The organism is uncultured Streptococcus sp. (genome assembly GCF_963545685.1).
In the GTDB taxonomy this organism is placed as follows: Bacteria; Bacillota; Bacilli; order Lactobacillales; family Streptococcaceae; genus Streptococcus.
Map to the genome: position 1 here is coordinate 136,897 of NZ_CAUUKN010000001.1, position 21,137 is coordinate 158,033.

At 39.7% G+C, this 21,137-nt stretch carries 18 protein-coding genes, 2 pseudogenes and 1 other annotated feature (1 of these 21 running past the window's edge); of the genes and pseudogenes, 3 read left to right on the forward strand and 17 right to left on the reverse strand.

Annotation, left to right across the window (positions count from 1 at the left end; all coding sequences use genetic code 11):
• Positions 1-73 (reverse strand) — a sequence feature (ribosomal protein L20 leader region) (it extends 50 nt beyond the left edge of the window).
• 23 nt (positions 74-96) lie between these two features.
• Together cmk and RWZ99_RS00595 are read right to left on the reverse strand one after the other, a co-directional pair.
• Positions 97-777: a (d)CMP kinase gene (cmk, locus tag RWZ99_RS00590; protein ID WP_314675733.1), complete on the reverse strand. Its 681-nt coding sequence runs from the start codon at positions 775-777 to the stop codon at positions 97-99.
• 20 nt (positions 778-797) lie between these two features.
• Positions 798-1,412 carry an SAG1386/EF1546 family surface-associated protein gene (locus tag RWZ99_RS00595; protein ID WP_314675735.1) on the reverse strand — a complete coding sequence of 205 codons (615 nt, stop codon included), beginning with the start codon at positions 1,410-1,412 and terminating at the stop codon, positions 798-800.
• Positions 1,413-1,457: 45 nt separating this feature from the next.
• Here RWZ99_RS00595 and RWZ99_RS00600 point away from each other — a divergent pair, with 45 nt between their 5' ends.
• Complete coding sequence (locus tag RWZ99_RS00600) at positions 1,458-1,655, forward strand: ferredoxin (protein WP_314675736.1); 198 nt, start codon at positions 1,458-1,460, stop codon at positions 1,653-1,655.
• Here the strand turns inward: RWZ99_RS00600 and RWZ99_RS00605 are convergent.
• The 11 genes from RWZ99_RS00605 to queG all read right to left on the reverse strand — a co-directional run bounded on the left by RWZ99_RS00605 (position 1,630) and on the right by queG (position 13,541).
• Complete coding sequence (locus RWZ99_RS00605; protein ID WP_314675737.1) at positions 1,630-2,139, reverse strand: EbsA family protein; 510 nt, start codon at positions 2,137-2,139, stop codon at positions 1,630-1,632. The genes RWZ99_RS00600 and RWZ99_RS00605 overlap by 26 nt on opposite strands.
• Positions 2,140-2,195: 56 nt before the next feature.
• Positions 2,196-3,419, reverse strand: coding sequence for a peptidase T (pepT, locus tag RWZ99_RS00610; RefSeq protein ID WP_314675738.1), 1,224 nt, complete (start codon positions 3,417-3,419; stop codon positions 2,196-2,198).
• An 80-nt stretch (positions 3,420-3,499) separates the two neighbouring features.
• On the reverse strand, positions 3,500-5,695 hold the full coding sequence (locus RWZ99_RS00615; RefSeq protein ID WP_314675739.1) for a GBS Bsp-like repeat-containing protein: 2,196 nt from the start codon (positions 5,693-5,695) through the stop codon (positions 3,500-3,502).
• Between the two features lie 148 nt (positions 5,696-5,843).
• Positions 5,844-6,401 carry a signal peptidase I gene (gene lepB, locus RWZ99_RS00620; RefSeq protein ID WP_314675741.1) on the reverse strand — a complete coding sequence of 186 codons (558 nt, stop codon included), beginning with the start codon at positions 6,399-6,401 and terminating at the stop codon, positions 5,844-5,846.
• 122 nt (positions 6,402-6,523) lie between these two features.
• Positions 6,524-7,753 carry a tetratricopeptide repeat protein gene (locus RWZ99_RS00625; RefSeq protein WP_314675742.1) on the reverse strand — a complete coding sequence of 410 codons (1,230 nt, stop codon included), beginning with the start codon at positions 7,751-7,753 and terminating at the stop codon, positions 6,524-6,526.
• Positions 7,743-8,921 (reverse strand): AI-2E family transporter, encoded by a 1,179-nt coding sequence (locus RWZ99_RS00630; RefSeq protein ID WP_314675743.1) that lies wholly within the window; start codon positions 8,919-8,921, stop codon positions 7,743-7,745. The genes RWZ99_RS00625 and RWZ99_RS00630 overlap by 11 nt, the downstream gene beginning before the upstream one ends.
• Before the next feature lie 9 nt (positions 8,922-8,930).
• On the reverse strand, positions 8,931-9,413 hold the full coding sequence (locus RWZ99_RS00635; RefSeq protein WP_314675745.1) for an 8-oxo-dGTP diphosphatase: 483 nt from the start codon (positions 9,411-9,413) through the stop codon (positions 8,931-8,933).
• A gap of 156 nt (positions 9,414-9,569) precedes the next feature.
• Positions 9,570-10,499, reverse strand: a complete 930-nt coding sequence (ftsX, locus tag RWZ99_RS00640; protein ID WP_314675746.1) for a permease-like cell division protein FtsX — start codon at positions 10,497-10,499, stop codon at positions 9,570-9,572.
• Positions 10,492-11,184: a cell division ATP-binding protein FtsE gene (ftsE, locus tag RWZ99_RS00645; RefSeq protein ID WP_314675757.1), complete on the reverse strand. Its 693-nt coding sequence runs from the start codon at positions 11,182-11,184 to the stop codon at positions 10,492-10,494. The genes ftsX and ftsE overlap by 8 nt, the downstream gene beginning before the upstream one ends.
• Positions 11,185-11,271: 87 nt before the next feature.
• A protein-coding gene (prfB, locus tag RWZ99_RS00650; RefSeq protein WP_314675747.1) for a peptide chain release factor 2 occupies positions 11,272-12,370 on the reverse strand; the annotation gives its coding sequence in 2 pieces (ribosomal slippage) (positions 11,272-12,297 and positions 12,299-12,370; 1,098 coding nt in all).
• Between the two features lie 52 nt (positions 12,371-12,422).
• Positions 12,423-13,541, reverse strand: a complete 1,119-nt coding sequence (gene queG / locus RWZ99_RS00655) for a tRNA epoxyqueuosine(34) reductase QueG (RefSeq protein WP_314675748.1) — start codon at positions 13,539-13,541, stop codon at positions 12,423-12,425.
• A 93-nt stretch (positions 13,542-13,634) separates the two neighbouring features.
• On the opposite strand from queG, the gene RWZ99_RS00660 reads away from it, so the two are divergent.
• Positions 13,635-14,492 (forward strand): metallophosphoesterase, encoded by an 858-nt coding sequence (locus RWZ99_RS00660; protein WP_314675749.1) that lies wholly within the window; start codon positions 13,635-13,637, stop codon positions 14,490-14,492.
• A 24-nt stretch (positions 14,493-14,516) separates the two neighbouring features.
• On the opposite strand, the gene RWZ99_RS00665 is transcribed toward RWZ99_RS00660, so the two are convergent.
• Positions 14,517-15,263 (reverse strand): NADPH-dependent oxidoreductase, encoded by a 747-nt coding sequence (locus RWZ99_RS00665; protein WP_314675750.1) that lies wholly within the window; start codon positions 15,261-15,263, stop codon positions 14,517-14,519.
• Between the two features lie 108 nt (positions 15,264-15,371).
• Positions 15,372-18,056: a cation-translocating P-type ATPase gene (locus tag RWZ99_RS00670; RefSeq protein ID WP_314675751.1), complete on the reverse strand. Its 2,685-nt coding sequence runs from the start codon at positions 18,054-18,056 to the stop codon at positions 15,372-15,374.
• Positions 18,057-18,443: 387 nt separating this feature from the next.
• Here RWZ99_RS00670 and RWZ99_RS00675 point away from each other — a divergent pair.
• A pseudogene (locus RWZ99_RS00675) lies at positions 18,444-19,219 on the forward strand (helix-turn-helix domain-containing protein); the annotation flags it as partial.
• Here RWZ99_RS00675 and RWZ99_RS00680 read toward each other — a convergent pair.
• Positions 19,194-19,424, reverse strand: a pseudogene (locus RWZ99_RS00680) (peptide deformylase); the annotation flags it as partial. The pseudogenes RWZ99_RS00675 and RWZ99_RS00680 overlap by 26 nt on opposite strands.
• 130 nt (positions 19,425-19,554) lie before the next feature.
• Positions 19,555-21,137 (reverse strand): cation-transporting P-type ATPase (locus RWZ99_RS00685; RefSeq protein ID WP_314675752.1); only part of this gene is annotated, 1,583 nt, incomplete at its 5' end.

Genomic DNA, 21,137 nt, shown 5'->3' on the forward strand with positions numbered 1-21,137 from the left:
CTTTTAGGATTTGACATGTTGGGCCAGACAACCTAAGTCGCAAGGCGAGAAGTTCTCACTTCTGCTTTTCTCATTGTTCTTAGTATAACAAGTGAGTCATCCTTTGTCAATAATTTTTTTTGCTTTTTCTTGAATAAATTTCACAACACCATCAATAGACACACCTGTAGTATCAAAAGTGATGGCATCTTCAGCTGGTCTAAGAGGTGATACCTCACGATGACTATCCTTATAATCACGTTCAGCAATTTCTTTTTTTAGTGTCTCAAAATCAGCAGGAATACCTTTTTCAATATTTTCCTTATAACGTCGTTCTGCACGTTCATCAACAGAAGCAATCAAGAAAATCTTGAGTTCTGCATCAGGTAAAACCACTGTACCAATATCACGACCATCCATGATGATACCACCTTCCTGAGCAATACGCTGTTGTTGCGAAACGAGTTCTTTGCGTACCTCAGGAATAGCCGCTACCCAAGAAACGTTATTTGTAACTTGGTTATCACGGATTGGGTCTGTAATATCAACATCACCAACATAAACTTGTGGACTACCATCTGCCGCTTTTCCAAATGAAATAGGGTGTTGTGAGAGTTGATCTAAAATTTCTGGTACATTTTCCTCAGTCAAACCATTCTGCAAGGCTAGATAAGTTGCAGAACGATACATAGCACCTGTATCAAGATAAGTATAGCCAAGATTTTTTGCAATAATCTTGGCTACTGTACTTTTTCCACTTGACGCAGGACCATCAATAGCAATTCTAATATCTTTCATGATGTTCCTTTGCTTTTAAATTATTGAACGTTAACAACATCTCCTGGGTTGGCATACCAGTAACCATTTGTCATGTGGTCTGGATTCAGACGTTCCAACTCATCTACAGAGATACCGGCACGAGCTGCGATAGAACCGGCACCTTCACCAGATTGAACAACGATTGTCGAACCGTCAGTTGCTGCTGTAGCACTCGATGGTGTTGTTTCAGCTGACTCAGTTGCACTGTCTTTTTCAACATTTTTAGAAGAGTTTGATGTTTTCGTTGATGATGATTTCTCGCTATCTTCATCCTTACTTGAATCTTTTTCGCTTGATGAAGATTCAACAACTTTGCTAGTTGAAGTTGAAGAGAAACCTGAAGATTCCTTAGACGCTGCAGTTTTGCTTCCTCCAACATTTGATGTGTAGAAAACAAAGAACAAAATACATACAACAATAATAAAGAACAAACCAAGCAAGACTGTCAAGAATGACGAATTAATAAAGCCACCTTTTTCTTGCTTCTCATCTGAAGGAGTGCTTTCCTCTTCTTCAAAATCCTCAAGCTCATCTTCATCATCTAGAAAATCAGCATCAACTACTTCTTCCAACTCTTCGTCAGAAACCTTATCTTCCCATGGTTTTTTACTCATGATCTTCTCCTTGTAAAAACAATAAATCTATTTTAAAATAATACTATGAAAGTATCATTAATTCCAGAAAAATGTATCGCTTGTGGTTTGTGTCAAACCTACTCTCCCGTCTTTGATTATGATGACGAAGGAATCGTTAGGTTTAAAGATAGCGATCAACTCAGTCTAATCGTTGAAGATAGCCCCGACACCTTGATAGCTGTCAAGTCATGTCCAACTAAAGCCCTTTCTTGCGAAGTTTAAGCTTAAGGGCTTTTTTTGATTCCTCATAAAAGGCAAAATAATCAAAATTAGTCATATGATCCATTAGTTCTACTTCACCTTTGAAATCAGGATGAAGCGCTAAAGCATCTAAGAAATATTTCTTAGGCCACTTTCTCATATAAAACTGACGTTTCTTTCCATTTTTAAAAATGAGGCACAAGCCAGTTTTGATAACTTCCACTTTTTCAATGTCACTAATCTGCACCTTACGTGGTTTAAAAATATTGAAAGAAACAATACGCAGTATTCCATGATCTTCAATAATAAAGTAACGATGGAACCCTAAACCAAATAAAGCAACAAAAATAGTGAAAAGCATCAAAATATGTGAGGGTACCGAGTACAACTCGAACAGAAGGGCCGCTGCAATAAAGATTGGCGTGATGGCTAAAGACCAATAAATGATAAGCCAAGATAATTCGGGTTGCCAATGGTAACGATACTTGCCGAAAATTTTAATCATCTCAGCACCTCCATTACTTCTAATTTTACCATAAAATCAGTTTTTAGCAAGCACAATTAAGGTTTACTGACAATTCCAAGAATAACATCTACAGCTTTTTCCATTGTTTGCAAAGAAACGTACTCATAACGACCATGCATATTTTCACCACCAGCAAAAAGGTTTGGCGTTGGAATTCCCATGAAAGATATCTTTGAACCATCTGTTCCACCACGAATTGGCTCGATGACTGGAGTAATACCAAGCTCCTCCATAACTGCCTTAGCCAACTCAACAGACGTCATATCTTTTTCAATGACTTGACGCATATTATAGTATTGATCTTTAATCACCAAATCAACTCGCTTTTGACCGTAGGCTTGATTCATTCTATCGGCAATCTCTTGGAAAGTTGCTTTCCGATTTTCAAAAGACTCTGTCTCAAAATCACGAATGATATATGAGGATTTTGCTTCTTCAACAGTACCAGTCATTGTTTGAAGATGGTTGAAACCTTGATAACCATCAGTCAACTCTGGACGATCTTGTGCTGGTAACTGATTATGAAAATCAATTGCCAATTGCAAAGCATTGACCATCTGACCTTTTGCTGTTCCAGGGTGGACATTACGGCCATGAAAGGTCAGCTCGGCACCCGCGGCAGAAAAAGTTTCATACTGTAATTCCCCCAATGGGCCACCGTCAACAGTGTAGGCAAAATCGACATCAAAATCATCAACATCAAACTTATCTGCACCAATTCCAATTTCTTCATCAGGACCAAAACCTACACGAATCTCACAATGTTTGATTTCAGGATGAGCCTTCAAATAAGCCAATGCTGTCATAATCTCAGCAATACCAGACTTATCATCAGCTCCAAGAAGAGTGGTACCATCTGTCGTAATAAGTGTCTGACCGATGTAATTTTGGAGATTTGGAAAATCAGCTGGATCTAGGTTATATCCTGAAGTTCCAAGAGGAATAATGCCTCCTTCATAGGATTCAATAACTTGGGGTGATACTCCTTCAGCATTAAAATCTGCAGTATCCATATGAGAGATGAAACCAATCTTACGTGTTAATTGGTCATCGTTAGCCGGCAGGGTTGCCACTAGGTAACCATTACTTTCCAAGTAATGAATGTTACTTAAACCTAGTTCTTCCAATTCTGGTTTTAGAATATTCAAAGCAAAATCTACCTGGCTTTGTGTTGTTGGCGTTCTTGTTGCATTTTCATCACTACGTGTATTAATTTTGACATAGCGTAGAAAACGCTCTAAGAGTAAATCGTAGGCCATAAGCGCTCCTTTTATTGTATTTACTATTTATCTCAATTATAGCATAAAAACCCATCATATTGATGGGTTAACCGTATAACTTAAACTTTAAATTCTTTTTCGTAATAAGCCTTAATCCCTGCCACAATTGCGTTAGCTAAAGTCTCTTGGTAAGCAGAGCTATTCAAGCGAGCTGCTTCTTGTGGATTTGACAAGAATCCAAGTTCAAGGAGAACTGCCGGTGCTGTTGTTTCACGCAAGACCGCAAAGGTTTGACGTTTTACACCCTGATTCTGTGCTCCTGTCGCATTAATAAGACTAGACTGGATGGCATTAGCCAAGGTGTCACTCATGCTCAAACGAGTTGGATTGGCATGATAGGTCGCATTAATTCGTGATGGGTATTCTGCATATGGTTGGTAATAGTAGGTCTCGATTCCCTGTGCTGCTGAACTACCTGAGGCATTGATGTGGATACTTACGAAGATATCTGATTCAGAAGCATTTGCTGCACGAGAGCGATCTGTCAAATCAACATAGGTATCACTAGTACGTGTGGTCACAACTTGATAGCCTTCCGCTTCTAGCTTAGCCTTAACGCGATCTTGGATAGCCAAGGTCAAGCTCTTTTCAGAAATACCAAAGTACGACGCACCCGGATCATAGCCTCCATGGCCAGCATCTAGATAGACAATCTTATTCAAAACATCGTAGTTTCCTCTTGATGCCGAACCGATTTTCTTAGGGGCTACCACATCAGCTGAAGTTGCCCCAAAGCCGATATTCTTACCTGAAGCATCTACAATATAACCATGAACGATGTACTTGCCTGAATTCCATTTGTGCTGACTAGCTGAAATAGTCACCTTGTAGGAACCATCCTCTTGTTTTGTAGCATTATGCCAAACAAGATCATCTTGACCATTTTGCTCAGACCAGACAGGGATAAGGACACCTGAAATACCACTTGGATTCGTGAGGTTGGTGATGACGACATCAAAAGTTCCTCGATTTTTATCATTGTTTGCGATGGTTAGAGTGCCTTGGGTCTTAGTGGTATCTAGTGTCGCTTGTTTGCCACCTAGTCCAATGAATTTACCATCATTATCAACCAAATAGACATGAGAGTTATAGACTCCGCTATCTCCCTTATGGTTGCTTGAGCGAACGGTCACCCTATAGTCTCCATTGGCTTGTCTAGCTGCCTTGTACCAAATGATATCATCTTGACCATTCTTTTCTGACCAGGTTGGAACTAGGACTTCCTTAAAGCCACGTGGTGCAACTAAATTTGAAATGACAAGATCATAGCTACCAGTAGCATTGTTGAGACCAGTGATGGCAAGGTCGGCTTTAGGATCCTGACTCACTACTTCCTCATTATCTACGGTAGAGATGGAATTACGGCTCATTTCATCCCATTCATACAACTTGTATGTTTCAATCAAACGAATAAGTTTTTCTGCATAATTTGGATCTGTTGCATAACCTGCATTTTTAAGTTCCTGAGCCGCAATATGGTAATCTATTTCATTGACAACTTTTCGATAATTGTTTTTTCGCCACTCAGTACCCGTAAAAAATTTTGCATGATCTACAACACTGTCATTCCAGGAAGCATATTTTCGAAAAGTCGCATTAACTGTGATAAATTCACCACTAACATATTCCTGAGTAGGCACAGTTACGGTTTCTCCAATCCAGTCCTCTGAATTCTTAATACCAAAAAGATTGTGGTTAGGAGACTTAGCAAGACTTGAGGTCCCCCAACCACTTTCTAGGATAGCTTGAGCTGCCGTAATAGAAGGGAGAACTCCTTCCTTGGCTCCATCTATGGCACCTTGCTTAATAGCACTTAGAAAACGACTTTGATTTTGATTAGTTTCGCTAGCATCATCTGTCTCTTGATAGGAACTTGTCGTGACATAACTATTAGTCAGAACAGCTACTTCTGTCTTCTGTTCCTGAGTAGGGTAAATTGATTCTGACAGCTTTTCACCATCATCATAAAATGAAGATTCCTTATTTAATGTATTAGCATTATTTCCAATATTCGCTTCTAACGTTTGTTTGTCATCTTTCCTTGCCAAGTCGGGATTTAAAATTCCCGTAGAGCTTGAGTTTGCTCTATTCTCTATCGATTCCTGACTTAAAGAGCCTGCGTCAATTGTTCCTGGTCTTACTTCATCTGCTCCTACTGTCAAACCGTAAGTTCCTAACAATAGGGTAGTCAGCATAACCCCACACAGTCCATATGCCTTACTTTTCTTAAATCCGAAATAAGATTTTGCTTGCATATAAATTTCTTTTTCTCCTTCAAATTTATGCTAATTCATTTTAAAACCATTTAACGATTAGTGTCATAAAATAAACTATCACCTATCTATACGCAAAAAAGCTAGAAACTTATCAATAGTTCCTAGCTTTTTTAGTAGTATTGAAATATTAATCAACATCAACAAAACCGAAGCGAGATAGTGGGTACAATCTGAAAGAGATAACTCCCTTGATTTGATCTTTTTCAATAAGACCAAACTTACGACTATCTTCAGTATTACGACGATTATCGTTCAGTACAAGGTACTGCCCCTTCTTGATCTTGGTTTGCTTATTATCAGTCAATGTTGCAATTGAAAAATCATCTGTGAAAAAATTCCCAGGTGAAACTGTTGCTAAATAAGCAGACTTATCTTTGCTGATATAGGTTTCTTCAACTGGATTATCATTAATATAAAGAAAATCATCCATAGCTGTTACACTCTTACCTTCATCCGCAATGACACGGCCGATGTATTCCTTACCATTAACCGTATACAAGATAAAATCCTTATTCTGCGGTTCAACATTTTTATTGAAAGTAACATAATCACCCGCATGAATATAGTCATTTGCCTGACCTTCAGTTACACGGTGTGTTGAGAACACAAAAGCTCTTAACAATAAAATCACTACAATGACAAGAACTGCTATGATAATATTTCGAATTAAATCTCTCTTAACCATATTTACTCCTTATGGGTTCTAATAAAATCATAACATAAATAGCGAAATAAAAAAAGAGGGGGTTGAGCAAGCTTAGCACTCCTCTCCCTCTCTTTAAACCACCACTTAAAGTGTTTTAATGCTTAGTAATCTTCAAGAAACGTTTGCATATTGGCATCGTCTGGCACCATGGCAAGGTATTTTTCTGCTGTTAGACGCGCCTGGTCTCTGTAACCAAATTCTCTTAGAATAAAAGCATAATCCTGTAAGAATTCAGGATTTTCAGCCAAATCTTTAGACAAATCTTGATAGATTCGAAAGGCTTCTTCTTCATCATCAAGTGCTTGATAAGCCCTGGCGATGTTCCAACGAGCCAAAACAGAATCAACCTCGTAATCAGCTAAAGCTACAAGATCATCGAAACGTTCTTCTTCCAAATAAAGAGAACTTAACCGTAAGACGATTTCGTCTTTATCTTCCGCTAGTGGTAAAGCCTGCTTCAAATAGGATTCAGCTGACTGAGTGTCATGTAACTCATAGGATAACTGTGATGCTAACAAAAGTAATTGAACATCAAAAGCATTCTTTGAAATTCCTTGCTGCGCTATACGTAAAGCTTCTTCTGTTCGATTTTCAGCGTGAAGCGATAAGGCGTAAATATACTCATATCCTGCAAAATCGGCAGACATGGTTTCTATCTGCTTGAAGTAAAAATTAGCTTTTTGATATTCTTCTTGATCGTATAGCAAAGTGGCTAATTCAAAAGCAATGGTATCGTCGTATTCAATTTCAATGGCTTTTTCCAAAAATTCACGAGCAGCTTCAAATTTACCAAGACTGGCATAAGACTTACCGATGCGTTCATAAGTAGAAACACCAGTTGTGGCAAGGAAATCACGATTATCTAGTTTAGCATAGTATTGAATGGCTTGCTCAAAGTTTCCGAGTTCAAACTCCATCTCAGCCAAGCCAAAAATAATCAATGAGTCATCTGATAATCGACTTGCCTCCAACAACTTGTCACGCGCTACATCCGTTAACCCCTCCATTTGGTAGAGGTCTGCCTTTACAATTAAAGCAGACAAATAGTCCTCAGACTCCTCAGGAATAGCATCTAAATAGAGAAACGCTTCTTCAATATCGCCATCTTCGGCTGCAATTTGTGCTAGATTAACATTGACCTCAGGAAAAGCAAAACGAACTTTTTCGTAAATTTCCTGTGCTTGTGGTAAAAAGCCAATAGACTCCAAATATTCGGCTAACTCAACAAGAACCTCTGATGGGTCCTCATTTAAAGCTTTTTTAAAATATTTATCCGCATGGTCTAAATCTTGTTTTCCGATAGAGGCAATCATCTTTTCACTATTTAACATCGTCTTTTTGTCCTTCATTTTCATTGTCATCTTGGTAAAGATTACTTACAGAACGGTACCAATCAAAAATCTCCCTAACAACAACCTTGATAGAAGCGTAAATTGGAATACCCAATAAAACTCCCCAAACACCGTAAAGAGAACCTGCTGTCAAAAGAATGAACATAATGGTAATAGGGTGAATGCTTAGTTTATTTCCCAAAACAAGTGGAGAAACAAAACGTCCTTCAATAGTTTGCTCGATAACAAAAATGATGAGGACCTTGATTAGCATAGCAGGACCTTGAACCAATCCCATAATAACAACGGGTACCATAGCTAGAAAGCTTCCAAGATAGGGAATCATGTTTAGAAATCCCGCTAAAATACCAAAAATCATGCCATAACGAAGCCCAACAATCTTGAACATGATACAGAACATAATTGCCACGACAATCGCTACTGTCACTTGACCTTGAACATAACCTTCAAGTTGATTATTGATATCTGAAAGCATACGGACAGTCGTTGCACGAAAACGTGTCGGTAAAGCTGAGACAAAGCTATGTTTCATCTTTTGACTGTCTCTTAAGAGATAAAAAAGAATGAATGGTGCCAATATGATAGCAATTGTTACTCTTGCTACTGTGCTAGCAAAGGTACCGATCCAAGTCAGAGCTGAAGTAGAAAAATTCTCAGCATAATTGACCATTCTCGCTGAAAAATCACTGAGCATGGTCTCTAGATCTCCATGAAAATTGGAAAGAATAGGAAGTTTCAACCAACGTTCTGTTTCACTATTTGCCCGAGCAATGTATGATGGTGTATTTCTAATCAAAATCAAAATTTGATCTTGTAAGTTAGGAATAGCCGTCGAAATTCCCCAAACTAAGAGCAAGGCGAGAATAGCATAGATAACCAAGATAGACATGGTTCGGTTTAAACCAGTTTTTTCGACTAACATCACCAAAGGTTTTATCAAATAATAAAGGAGCATGGAAATAACCAGTGGCAACATGATAATGGTCAGAAATTGAACAACTGGTGAAAAAATTGGACTAATTTTGGTAAAAATCAAGATCGTCAAACCAATCAAGAATAAGATTAGAAAGGCCACTACCGCCTGATTATTCAAAATCCACTTAAAAAACCATGTTTCTGAAAATTTTTCTGTCTTTTTACGGCTCATAGTTCCTCCTTATTTATCATAAAAAGTTACAGCTTTATCTACCAAGTTCTGATTACGATCGTAGCTAAATTTCGCAGAGAAGAAAGGTTTATCTTCAAGAATCCACTTAAAAATCTCATAGTCACCTTCCCAGGTTGGCTTAGTTAAAACCTGGTCATATGGCACCCATTCAAGTGTCCCTTCACGAGATTCCTCATCAGAAATGAGTTTTCCTTCAAAATCAGTCACCTTAAAGACATAGGTATACCAATCGTGGCCCGGTGTAAATTCAGGAAAGGTAATCATACCTTTGAAGTCCATCTCCTTTACTGTCAAATGAGTTTCCTCGAAAATTTCACGACGAGCACATTCGTCAGGCGTTTCTCCCGCTTCTAGTTTTCCCCCAACGGAAATCCACTTTCCTTCATGAACATCATTAGGCTTTTTATTACGATGTAGGAGCAAAAGCTCCTTTCCATTGTCAATATAACAAATGGTAGCTAACTTTGTCATAATGTCTCTCTTTTCCAATGTTTTTTAAACATTATACCAAATCTATGATTGATTTTGGACTTTGAGCAGACGATTTTGAGATATAGTTGGATATCTGCTTTTTTTAATTCTCTTGACAAGCAAAAAGAGAACCAAATTGGTTCTCCCTTGACTTCTTTAATATTTCAAATAACGGCGCATTGCCATACGTGACCCAATCGAACCGATAATAATACCGACTGCGAAGAGGGTTCCAATGACTGCATAGACAAACCAGTCTGCATCATACATAGAAATACCAGCTTTAACAAAATCAGGATTTAAGGTTGAGTAAACCATGTGATACAAAAGGTAAATAAGGCCAGATGGGATGATAGCACCAAGTGCTCCAATCCAAGCTCCCTCCATCAAGTAAGGACGACGAATGTATGAGTTTTTCGCCCCTACCAAACGCATGATTTGAATTTCAGTCGCACGTGACATAATGGTAATACGGATGGTATTTGAAATCAATAGAACAGCTACAATAGTTAAGAGAGCTGTAGCAATGATCCCCCAAAATTGAACACGTTTCATAGTCGCCATTAAAATTTCGGTATCTGATCCACCATAGTTAGCATTATCAACGCCCTGAATGGCTTTTGCTTCCTTGGCAACACGACTAACATCATCTGGTGATTTAGTTTGAACGATGTATACATCTGATAAAGGGTTGGCATCCCCAGTAGCTGTCTCAAAACTTGAACCCATTGTTTCAATAAGTTGCTTCTTTTGTTCTTCTTTGCTTGAGAAAGTAACCTTTTCTACACCTTTGATTTTAGTCAAAGCATTATAAATTTTATGGTAGTCCTTATTGGCAACGATTTGTCCAGAAAGATCCTTGACTGTTTCTGAAGCATCTGCTGAATCTGGATCCAAGTAAACATTAACCTGAATATTCTTTTCAATATCTGAAGCCAATTTTTGCGTGTTAAGAATAACAGAACCAAATACACCTAAAAGCGAAAGGACAATCATAACCGAAAATACTGCCGTAAGTGTCGACAATAAATTACGCTTGAGGTTTTTAATAGATTCTCCTAAGTGACGGAAAAAGCCTCTAATCATGGTAACCGTACTCTCCTTCCTCTTCATCACGAACAATACGTCCTTCTTCAATCGCTACGACACGATGTCGAAGATTATTAACGATAGTTGAGTTATGGGTTGCCATTAAAATGGTAGTCCCTTGTATGTTAATTCGTTCAAGAACCTGCATAATTTCCCAAGAAATCTCTGGGTCTAAGTTCCCTGTTGGTTCATCTGCAATCAAAACTTTTGGATTGTTAACAATGGCACGCGCAATAGCGACACGTTGTTGTTCACCACCAGACAATTGATTTGGGAATGAACGCATCTTGTGTTTGAGACCAACCAACTCGAGAACTTCTGCCACACGTTTTTTGATATGGCGAGGTTTCTCACCAATAACTTCCATGGCATAGGCAACATTTTCAAAAGCTGTTTTCTTTGGTAGAAGTTTATAATCCTGGAAAACAACTCCAATAGAACGTCGCAAGAGTGGTACATCTTTCTTACGAAGACGAGTTAAATCAAACTCCCCAACCTTCATAGAACCACTCGTCAATTTTTCTTCTTGGTAGAACAAGCGAATTAGACTTGATTTACCTGCACCAGAAGGACCGACCAAGTAAACGAACTCCCCTGAGTTGACAGATAGATCAATATGTCTAAGGGCTGTTGTTGACTTATCATACTTCTTCGTAACGTCTTTTAATTCAATAAGAGCCATAATATCAGTATTCAACTATTAAAATAGCTGAAAGTCTTCCTTTCATTGAGATAGAGTATCTTAATACTTTAAAATAGTATGTTTTTACTATTCTTCCATACGCCACTTGAGGTAGGCATCGATGAAACCTTCAATATCCCCATCCATTACTTTATCAACTTGGGCAACTTCATAACCTGTACGGTGATCTTTAACCATGGTATATGGGGTGAAAACATATGAGCGAATTTGGCTTCCCCAAGTGATTTCTTTCTTATCACCTTTCAAAGCATTCACTTCTTCTGCTTTCTTTTCTTGCTCCATTTGATAGAGCTTTGCTTGAAGCATCTTCATAGCACGGTCACGGTTTCCGTATTGTGTACGGTCAACCGTAGAAGCTACAACAATACCTGTTGGAATGTGAGTCAAACGCACACCGGTAGAAACTTTATTGACGTTCTGACCACCTGCACCACCTGAGCGGAAAGTATCCATCTTGATATCATCATCACGAATCTCAACTTCAATGGTATCATCCAATTCAGGCATGACTTCCACTGATGTAAATGAAGTGTGACGACGCTTAGCAGAATCAAATGGTGAGATACGAACCAAACGATGGACACCCATTTCTGACTTGAGGAATCCATAGGCATTAGGTCCCTCAAAAGCAAGGGTTACAGATTTGATTCCAGCCTCATCACCAGCCTGATAATCCAATGTTTCAACCTTGAACCCTTTAGCATTTCCATAACGCTGGTACATACGGAGTAACATATCTGCCCAGTCCTGAGCTTCAGTTCCACCAGATCCTGGATGAATTTCAAGAATGGCATTGTTATGGTCATATGGCTCAGACAAGAGTAGCGTCATCTCGTAACTTGTCATAATCTTATCAAGTTTTTCGAGCGTTTCTTCGAGTTCCTCTTGAACACTATCATCTTCTTCCAACATTTCCAAATAAAGTTCTGTCTCATCAGAGAGCTCTTTCATGTTGTTGAAAGTTTCGTATTTCATTTTGAGCTCATTTAACTCCTGTGAGGTCTTTTGAGCTGCAATATTATCATTCCAAAAATCTGGCTCAGTCATTCGGTTTTCAAGAAGCGCAATGTCCTCTTCCAAACGATCTAAGTCAAAGAGACCTCCCGAAGCTCACGAGCTTCTCTTGATTTTCAGAGATTTTTTGGCGAATTTCTGCCACTTCCATGGATAGGTTTCCTCCATTTTATAGTATTATGTTTAATTCTAGCATAAATCACTTAAATTTGCCATTTTGCACACACAAGCTCCCACTCTGCTTGGGAGTCTTCATCCTTAGGTGACAGTTCCCTCATATAGTCTAACATAGCCTCATCGGGCTTCTTAACAATCTCACCGAGAGCCCAAATGGCAGTCGCCGTATGGATGGGATTATTATTCTTATCAATAATCTCCATCAGTTTGACAATAGCATTGCGATCATGTAGGTTAGCCAAGGCAATAATGGCATTACGTTGAAGAATATTCTTCCCTCGCCAGGAACCAGCAATCATCCCAAATGTCTCCTTAAAAGACTTATTTGTCAGCTCCAGAAATGGGAGCAATTCAGGCATAGCAAGCTCAGGATCAATGTCTGAAGCCAAGGGATTGTCGATACCTCTGTTATATGGGCAGGAAATCTGACAAATGTCACAACCATAGATAACAGTCTTTATCTTCTTTCGAAACTTTATATCCATCATCCCCTTATCTTGGGTTTGGAAGGATAGACAACGACGAGCATTCATAGTACCATCACCAATGAGACAAGATGTCGGACAGGCATCCAGACAACGACGGCAATCCCCACAACCATAGTCAACTTCTTGGTCTGGTTCAATCTCTAGATTTGTGATGAGCTCGCCAAGATACATGTATGACCCGTATTCTTTCGAGATAACGAGTCCATTCTTCCCGATAAAGCCTATTCCAGCTCGCTTGGCCACTGCTGTATCGACCAAGGCCCCAGTATCCACCATACCTTTATATTCGAAGTTTTCCGTTAGTTTTTCAATACCTTCTGCCAGGCGTTTCAGTTTGTCCTGCAAAACATAGTGATAATCTAGGCCCCATGAATTTGGGGTGATTTTGCCGCGCTTATATTCTGTTTTTTGGGGTTGTTGCGGCAACTTATGAGGATAGGCCACTGCAATGGAAATAATGGTTTTAGCCGATTCCAAGGTCAATTTGGGATAAATACGCTCTTCAATATTTTTATGCTCAAATCCTGTCGTTCGCCCTTCTTCGACACCAAGTCGAAGGGATTTTTCCAGATAGGCGAAATCATCGGCGGTTGTAAAACCAATTTTTGAAATGCCAATTTCCTTGGCCATCTTTTGTATTTCTAACTTGATATCCATATTCTTATCATAATGAAAATCTAGCCCTAGGGCAAGTATTTTTCTCCATCTTCATATAGAGACAAGGCTTGAGCTTTTTGTTACAATGTTTCTATGACAAGACTTGCAGTAATGAGTGATTTACATATTGATTTAAATCACTTTGAGACATATGAAATTGATACTCTTATAAAGTGTCTAAAAGTTCAGGAGGTCACCCACCTCCATATCGCTGGTGATATTTCTAACCATTACTATATCGACACGAAACCTTTTCTACGAAAACTTTCTAAGGAGGTCAAGGTCACCTATAATTTAGGCAATCATGATATGCTTGATTTAGAGGATGACCTTATTGATAAGCTTGATTTTCAGGTGATTGATTTAGGTAGCCAGACATTATTGGCCTTTCATGGATGGTATGATTATTCCTATTCTGATGAAGAGTTGGATAAGATTCTCAAACGTAAGAAGCAACTCTGGTTCGATAGACGCCTCAAGCGATTGGGTACTGATCCAGAAATCTGTCAGAATAGTCTCAAAAGGCTAGACAATATTCTAAATGATTTAGACACTAGCAAGCTTATAGTTGCCATGCATTTTGTCCCCCACAGTCGTTTCACCATGACTCATGAGCGGTTTAAACCTTTTAATGCTTTTTTAGGTTCTGAACAATTCCATCAGATTTTCGTCAAGCACGGCGTTAAAGATGTTGTTTTTGGTCATGCCCACAGAAGTTATGGGACGGTAACGATTGACGGTGTGACCTATCACTCGCGTCCTCTTGGATACCGACGAGAATGGGATTTAACCATTGACTATGTATCCAATCACCCTGAACTCAATCCTACCGGAACATGGAACCTCTCCAAACGTTACAACCTAGTCAAGAAACGGTCGGAGTTTTTAGATTACGAAAAAAAGGAACTAGCAAATGAGTTCCTTTCATCTATGACATTATTCGATTTATAGAACGGCTCTTTGAAGAGTCGTTTTTTAGTCGATGAAAAATCCCTGCTTTTGAAGATCCTTCAAGGTATTAGCACGATTGGCAACAGATTTGTCCATGGTCTTTGCAATCTGAGTCGTAAATTCATCAACTCTGTTATTGAGATCACGAAGGTCATAATACTCATGAACGTCAGCATCGTAGTCTTTGAGTTCTTCCAGTGGATTTTCCAAATCCTGATAATAATTTTCCATATGGATGACGTGACGTGGCAAACGGGGTTTCAGCTGTGGCTCCTGATCTGGCCAACCAACTGCCAAACCAACTGCTGGATAGACATACTTTGGAAGTTTGAGAAGCTCTGAGAGCTTAGCATTGTCATTCAAAATACTTCCTAAAAAAACAGCTCCCATACCTAAACTCTCAGCAGCCACCACCATATTTTGAGCAGCAATCATAGCATCCGAGAAGGCCGAGATAAAGCGTTCGGGGCTACCTTGTACCAAAGCCTTAGCTCCCTTAGCTTCTGCAATCAAGGTATTACGTCTTTGGTCCACAACAAATACAAAGAGGTGGCCTGCGTTTGGAATGTAAGGTTGATTAGCAATTTCTGCAATTTGTTCCTTCAATTTTGAATCAGTAATGCTAATAATTGAATAAGCCTGTCTAAAATTACTCGTTGATGTATGCCTGGCAACATCAACCAGAAGGTCAATTTCTTCCTGTGACAAAGCCACAGGTTTAAACTGACGAATACTACGGTGATTGAGTTGTGTCTTAATGGTCTCGTTCATGGCCCTCTCCTTAACTTGTGATAGTTCCCTTCAATTATAAACAAGACAGCTAATGAATTCAATAGCTTATAAGAAAAAGCCAGAGAGCATAATCTCTGACTTTATGTCTTAAATAGCGTCTTTATCCTTACCAAGGGCACGTTGAATAGCTTTAACTAATTCAACCAAAACCACAATCAAGAAGGAACCTACAATAACTGCAAGCCATTGTGTAGAGCTTAGGTGTGACACATGGAAAAGGTCATTAAATCCAGGAACCACGATAGTTGCCATCAGAAGAACAAAGGCGACTGGAATTGCCCAGTTAAATGTCTTATTTCTAAAGAGGCCAACTTTAAAGACCGATTGATAAACAGACTTAACGTTAAACGCGTGAAGCAATTGAATCAAACCAAGTGTTGCAAAGGCCATTGTAAGGGCATCTGCGTGAATTTCTGCTTGTGTGTGATGCTCTGGGAAAACAAGGCCCCAACCATATACTCCAAGAACCAGGATAGTTTGGAAAATACCTTGATACATGATAGCACCAAAGACACCACCATCAAAGAAGTTTGATTGACGTCCACGAGGTTTGTGAGTCATAATACCTGGTTCAGCTGGCTCAACGCCAAGAGCGATGGCTGGAAGGGTATCCGTTACTAGGTTAATCCAGAGAAGGTGTACTGGTTGAAGCACATCCCATCCAAATAATGTAGCAAAGAAGATAATAAAGACTTCGGCCATGTTGGCTGACAAGAGGTACTGAATTGATTTTTGGATATTTGAGAAGACCTTACGTCCTTCTTCTACAGCAACGATAATTGTCGCAAAGTTATCATCGGCAAGGACCATATCAGAAGCACCCTTAGAAACCTCTGTACCTGTAATCCCCATACCGATACCGATGTCAGCTGTCTTAAGAGATGGCGCATCGTTGACCCCATCACCTGTCATGGCAACAACCTTACCGTCATTTTGCCAAGCCTTCACGATACGAACCTTGTGCTCTGGAGATACACGAGCATACACTGAGTATTGCTTGAAGACTTTTTGGAATTCTTCATCAGTGAGTTCATTCAACTCAGCACCTGTGAAGACATGGTCTTCTGTATCATTTGGATCGATGATTCCAAGACGTTTAGCAATAGCTTCCGCTGTATCTTGGTGGTCACCCGTGATCATGATAGGACGGATTCCTGCTTCTTTAGCGACACGGACAGCTTCTGCTGCTTCAGGACGCTCAGGGTCAATCATCCCTACCAAACCAGAGAAAATCAAATCAGACTCAACAACTTCAGATTCCAAAGTCGGAATTTCACTCGTTGTCTTATAAGCCATCATCAAGACACGAAGGGCTTGTTTTGCTAAGTCTTTATTGATTGCAAGGATAGCTTGTTTGTCTTCATCTGTGATCGGACGAATCTCACCATTGACTTCAATACGAGTCACACGTTTGAGCAATTGGTCAGGTGCACCCTTAACGGCTACAAAGTAAGAACCATCAGCTTCCTTATGGATAGTAGACATGAGCTTACGGTCAGAGTCAAATGGCAACTCTGCCACACGAGGCTCTGATTTCAAGACTTCACGAACATCAAAATTGTGATCCAAACCAAACTGTACAAGAGCTGTTTCCGTTGGGTCCCCGATTAATTTTCCATCTGGATCCACCTTCGTATCATTAGCAAAGTTCATAATACGAAGAGTCGTATTATCAGCACCAAGTTCTGTATCAGCGCTTTGCAATTGACCGTTTGTATAGACTTTTTCAACAGTCATCTGGTTCATCGTTAAGGTACCAGTCTTATCAGATGCGATAATTTCAGTTGAACCTAGGGTTTCAACTGCTGGCAATTTACGAACAATCGAATTGCGTTTTGCAAGAGTCGTTGTTCCAAGTGACAAGAGAATGGTTACAATGGCAGGTAAACCTTCAGGAATAGCTGCAACTGCAAGAGCAACGGCAACCATCAAACCTTCAAGGGGCTGTTCGCCACGAATGAATACACTAACCAAGAATGTCACCAAGGCAATAGCAATAATAAGGTAAGTCAAAGTCTTAGACAATTGCTCCAAGCTTTGCTTCAACGGTGTTTGTGATTCGTCCGCATTAGCTAGCATATCAGCAATCTTACCAACTTCAGTATACATACCAGTATTTGTTACTACTCCAGTACCACGACCGTAAGTAACGTTTGAGTTTTGGTAACCCATATTCACACGGTCGCCAATTCCGGCTTCTGCTTCAACCGTTTCGGTAATATCTTTTTCAACTGGAACGGATTCACCGGTAAGGGCAGCTTCTTCAATCTTAAGTGAGGCAGCTTCGAGCAAACGCATATCTGCTGGAACAACATCACCTGCTTCAAGCAAAACAATGTCTCCAGGAACCAATTCACGTGAATCAATTTCAACCACATTGCCATCACGACGCACACGAGCCATTGGACTTGACATGTTTTTAAGAGCTTCAATAGCCGCTTCGGCTTGTCCCTCTTGATAAACACCAAAGGCCGCATTCAAAACAACAACGGCTAAAATAATGCAGGCATCCGTCAAACCATGCATACCTTCTGTAATGACAGAAAGGGCAGCAGCGACAAGCAAGATAATAATCATTAAATCTTTAAACTGGTCGATGAATTTTGATAAGAGGCTGCGTTTTTCACCTTCATCCAACTCGTTATAGCCATAGGCATCCAATCGTTCCTTGGCTTGTGCAGTAGACAAACCATCAACGGAAGTGTCCAAGTTTTTTAGGACTTCTTCTGCGGTTTGTGTGTAAAATAAGTCTTTATTTTGCTCTTTAGACAAAATAATCTCCTCCTTCTAAATAGGGAAAAATGGCTAACAAGACCCTTTTTATATAAAAAATCATACAAAAAGAGACCAGTTTTATTAAAAACAGGTCTCGCTGTTTAAGAATATGCCCGAAATGTAAAATTTCGTAATGACGACATAATCGCAACCTTTAATCAAATCTCATGATTAAAGTCGCCTGCTACTCCCTTGAGTAGCTCTATTATATCAGAATTTCAAAAGTTTTCAAGGGTTGACATACAGTTATTCTTCATTCTTATTACTAAGAGGGGAATTTCTCAAAGTAACTTCCACTTGGCTGGTCAAAGTGGAAGTTAGTCTAAAACGGATTTTAATGGTGGAATTAAGTGTGAGACGTTTGAACTAGAAATGAGGTCCATTATGACAAAACATAAACACCTTACCCTTTCAGATAGCAATGATATCCAATTAGGCTTCGAGCGCGGTGAAACCTTCAAAGCCATTGGACAATTCATACTAAAAGACCCAACTACTGTAGCCAAAGAAGTCAAACGAAATAGACGAGTCCTAGAGTCTACCTGTGATAACCTTTCTTGCCCTCTGCTCGATAAAGCTCCCTTTGTCTGTAATGGAAGTTCTAAAAGAAGACAAAATTGTGGCTATCTGAAAATCTTCTACCTCGCTAAACAAGCTAAAAAACAATACGAACGAATTATTGTCGAAGCTCGTGAAGGAACTCCTATTATTTCTCAGACTTTCTTGGACATGGACAAAGTCATTTTTGATGGGGTTAAGAAGGGACAACATATCTATCATATCCTCAAAACTCATAACCTCGATGTTAGCTCCGCAACTGTCTATCGACACATCCGAAAAGCTTACCTGTCTATCGCTCCGATTGGTCTTGCCAGAGCCGTTAAATTTAAAGAAAGAATAAAAAGTAATCTCCCCCATACCTAAAGAAGCTAAAAAAGGCCGCTCCTATGAGGATTTCCAAAATTATTTGTCCCTTAAGCAACTGAATTCTTGGCTAGAAATGGACTCCGTTATGGGGAGGATAGGAGGCAAAGTCCTACTCACCTTCAATCTATCTTTCTGTAACTTTATATTCGCTAGATTCTGGATAATAAAACTGCCCTTGAGGTTCCCAAACACTCTATGATATCAAGAACATCCTTCCTCCGACTTGTAAGGACCTTCAAAGGATTGGAGAACAGGATTAAACATGACCATGGGAATCATTCCGATATTAAAAATAATGACGTGTTTTTGCACTCCAATCATATTGGCTACTAGTCCTACACAAGCTTCTCGGTTAGCCTAAAGGGTATCCTGCAAACCCTTTGCTAGGGGTAGAACCTCCTGACTAGCAGACCGGGATACCTGCGATAGAAATGACATATCTTTTACAATTTTCTTTTCCTAGACTCTTTCCTCCATCTTTACCATTATACTTGATTATAACACAAAATCTTTGGCAATTTATCTTTACACAAAAACAAAAAGCCATCCGAAGATGACTTTTCAATGCTTAAATAGCTTTTTCATCCATGCCCAATTTACGCTGTACAAATTTTACAATTTCTACAACAACAATCATGAGGGCTGAAGCAATAATAGGCGCCAACCATTGAGTTGGAGTCAAAATTGAAAGCTTGAAGAAGGGACTAAAGCCTGGAATAGTCAAGGTTGCTGCCAAGAGCAAGAAGGAAGCTACGATAGACCAGTTAAAGAGCTTATTCTTGAACGGACCAACTGTAAAGATGGATTGGTAAACTGACTTCACGTTGAAGGCCTGTACCAACTGGATTAGACCAAGAGTCAAGTAAGACATAGTCAAGGCATCTGCGTGAATTTCAGCGTAAGTACTGTGCTCTGGATAGAGAAGGGCATAGCCGTATACACCCAATACAAGAGCTGCTTGCAGGATACCCTGGTAGATGATAGATCTCAAGACACCACCTGAGAAAAAGCTTGAGTTACGTCCACGAGGCTTATGCTTCATAACATCAGGTTCAGCTGGCTCAACACCAAGAGCCATCGCTGGAAGGGTATCTGTTACCAAGTTAAGCCAAAGAATGTGAACTGGTTCCAATACATCCCAACCAAAGAGGGTTGCAAGGAAGATACTCAATACTTCTGCAGTATTAGATGACAAAAGATATTGAATTGTTTTTTGGATATTTGAGAAGACCTTACGTCCTTCTTCTACTGCTACGATAATGGTTGCGAAGTTATCATCGGCAAGAACCATATCAGAAGCACTCTTAGAAACCTCTGTACCTGTAATCCCCATACCGATACCGATGTCAGCTGTCTTAAGAGATGGCGCATCGTTGACCCCATCACCTGTCATGGCAACAACCTTACCGTCATTTTGCCAAGCCTTCACGATACGAACCTTGTGCTCTGGAGATACACGAGCATACACTGAGTATTGCTTGAAGACTTTTTGGAATTCTTCATCAGTGAGTTCATTCAACTCAGCCCCAGTTAAGACATGATCTTCTGTATCATTTGGATCGATGATTCCAAGACGTTTAGCGATTGCTTCCGCTGTATCTTGGTGGTCACCAGTGATCATGATTGGACGGATACCAGCTTCCTTAGCGACACGGACAGCTTCTGCAGCTTCTGGGCGCTCAGGGTCAATCATGCCGACCAAGCCAGAGAAGATGAGGTCAGACTCAACAATTTCAGATTCCAAGGTTGGCACAGCATCCGCGTATTTATAAGCCATCATCAAGACACGAAGGGCTTGTTTAGCCAAGTCTTTATTGATTGCAAGGATAGCATTTTTATCTTTTTCTGTGATCGGACGAACTTCCCCATTGACTTCAATACGAGTCACACGTTTGAGCAATTGGTCAGGTGCACCCTTAACGGCTACAAAGTAAGAACCATCTGCTTCCTTATGAATAGTAGACATAAGCTTGCGGTCTGAGTCAAATGGCAATTCAGCCACACGTGGTTCATCCTTCAAGACTTCACGGACCTCAAAATTGTGGTCCAAACCAAACTGTACAAGGGCAGTCTCAGTTGGGTCTCCAATCAATTTCCCTGTTGGATCAACTTTTGTATCGTTGGCAAAGTTCATAACACGAAGCGTTGTAT

Bases quoted from the DNA above. Each gene is read 5' to 3' on its own strand.
- cmk (WP_314675733.1), bottom strand. From the start codon at position 777: ATGAAAGATATTAGAATTGCTATTGATGGTCCTGCGTCAAGTGGAAAA.
- RWZ99_RS00595 (WP_314675735.1), bottom strand. From the start codon at position 1,412: ATGAGTAAAAAACCATGGGAAGATAAGGTTTCTGACGAAGAGTTGGAA.
- RWZ99_RS00600 (WP_314675736.1), top strand. From the start codon at position 1,458: ATGAAAGTATCATTAATTCCAGAAAAATGTATCGCTTGTGGTTTGTGT.
- RWZ99_RS00605 (WP_314675737.1), bottom strand. From the start codon at position 2,139: ATGATTAAAATTTTCGGCAAGTATCGTTACCATTGGCAACCCGAATTA.
- pepT (WP_314675738.1), bottom strand. From the start codon at position 3,419: ATGGCCTACGATTTACTCTTAGAGCGTTTTCTACGCTATGTCAAAATT.
- RWZ99_RS00615 (WP_314675739.1), bottom strand. From the start codon at position 5,695: ATGCAAGCAAAATCTTATTTCGGATTTAAGAAAAGTAAGGCATATGGA.
- lepB (WP_314675741.1), bottom strand. From the start codon at position 6,401: ATGGTTAAGAGAGATTTAATTCGAAATATTATCATAGCAGTTCTTGTC.
- RWZ99_RS00625 (WP_314675742.1), bottom strand. From the start codon at position 7,753: ATGTTAAATAGTGAAAAGATGATTGCCTCTATCGGAAAACAAGATTTA.
- RWZ99_RS00630 (WP_314675743.1), bottom strand. From the start codon at position 8,921: ATGAGCCGTAAAAAGACAGAAAAATTTTCAGAAACATGGTTTTTTAAG.
- RWZ99_RS00635 (WP_314675745.1), bottom strand. From the start codon at position 9,413: ATGACAAAGTTAGCTACCATTTGTTATATTGACAATGGAAAGGAGCTT.
- ftsX (WP_314675746.1), bottom strand. From the start codon at position 10,499: ATGATTAGAGGCTTTTTCCGTCACTTAGGAGAATCTATTAAAAACCTC.
- ftsE (WP_314675757.1), bottom strand. From the start codon at position 11,184: ATGGCTCTTATTGAATTAAAAGACGTTACGAAGAAGTATGATAAGTCA.
- queG (WP_314675748.1), bottom strand. From the start codon at position 13,541: ATGGATATCAAGTTAGAAATACAAAAGATGGCCAAGGAAATTGGCATT.
- RWZ99_RS00660 (WP_314675749.1), top strand. From the start codon at position 13,635: ATGACAAGACTTGCAGTAATGAGTGATTTACATATTGATTTAAATCAC.
- RWZ99_RS00665 (WP_314675750.1), bottom strand. From the start codon at position 15,263: ATGAACGAGACCATTAAGACACAACTCAATCACCGTAGTATTCGTCAG.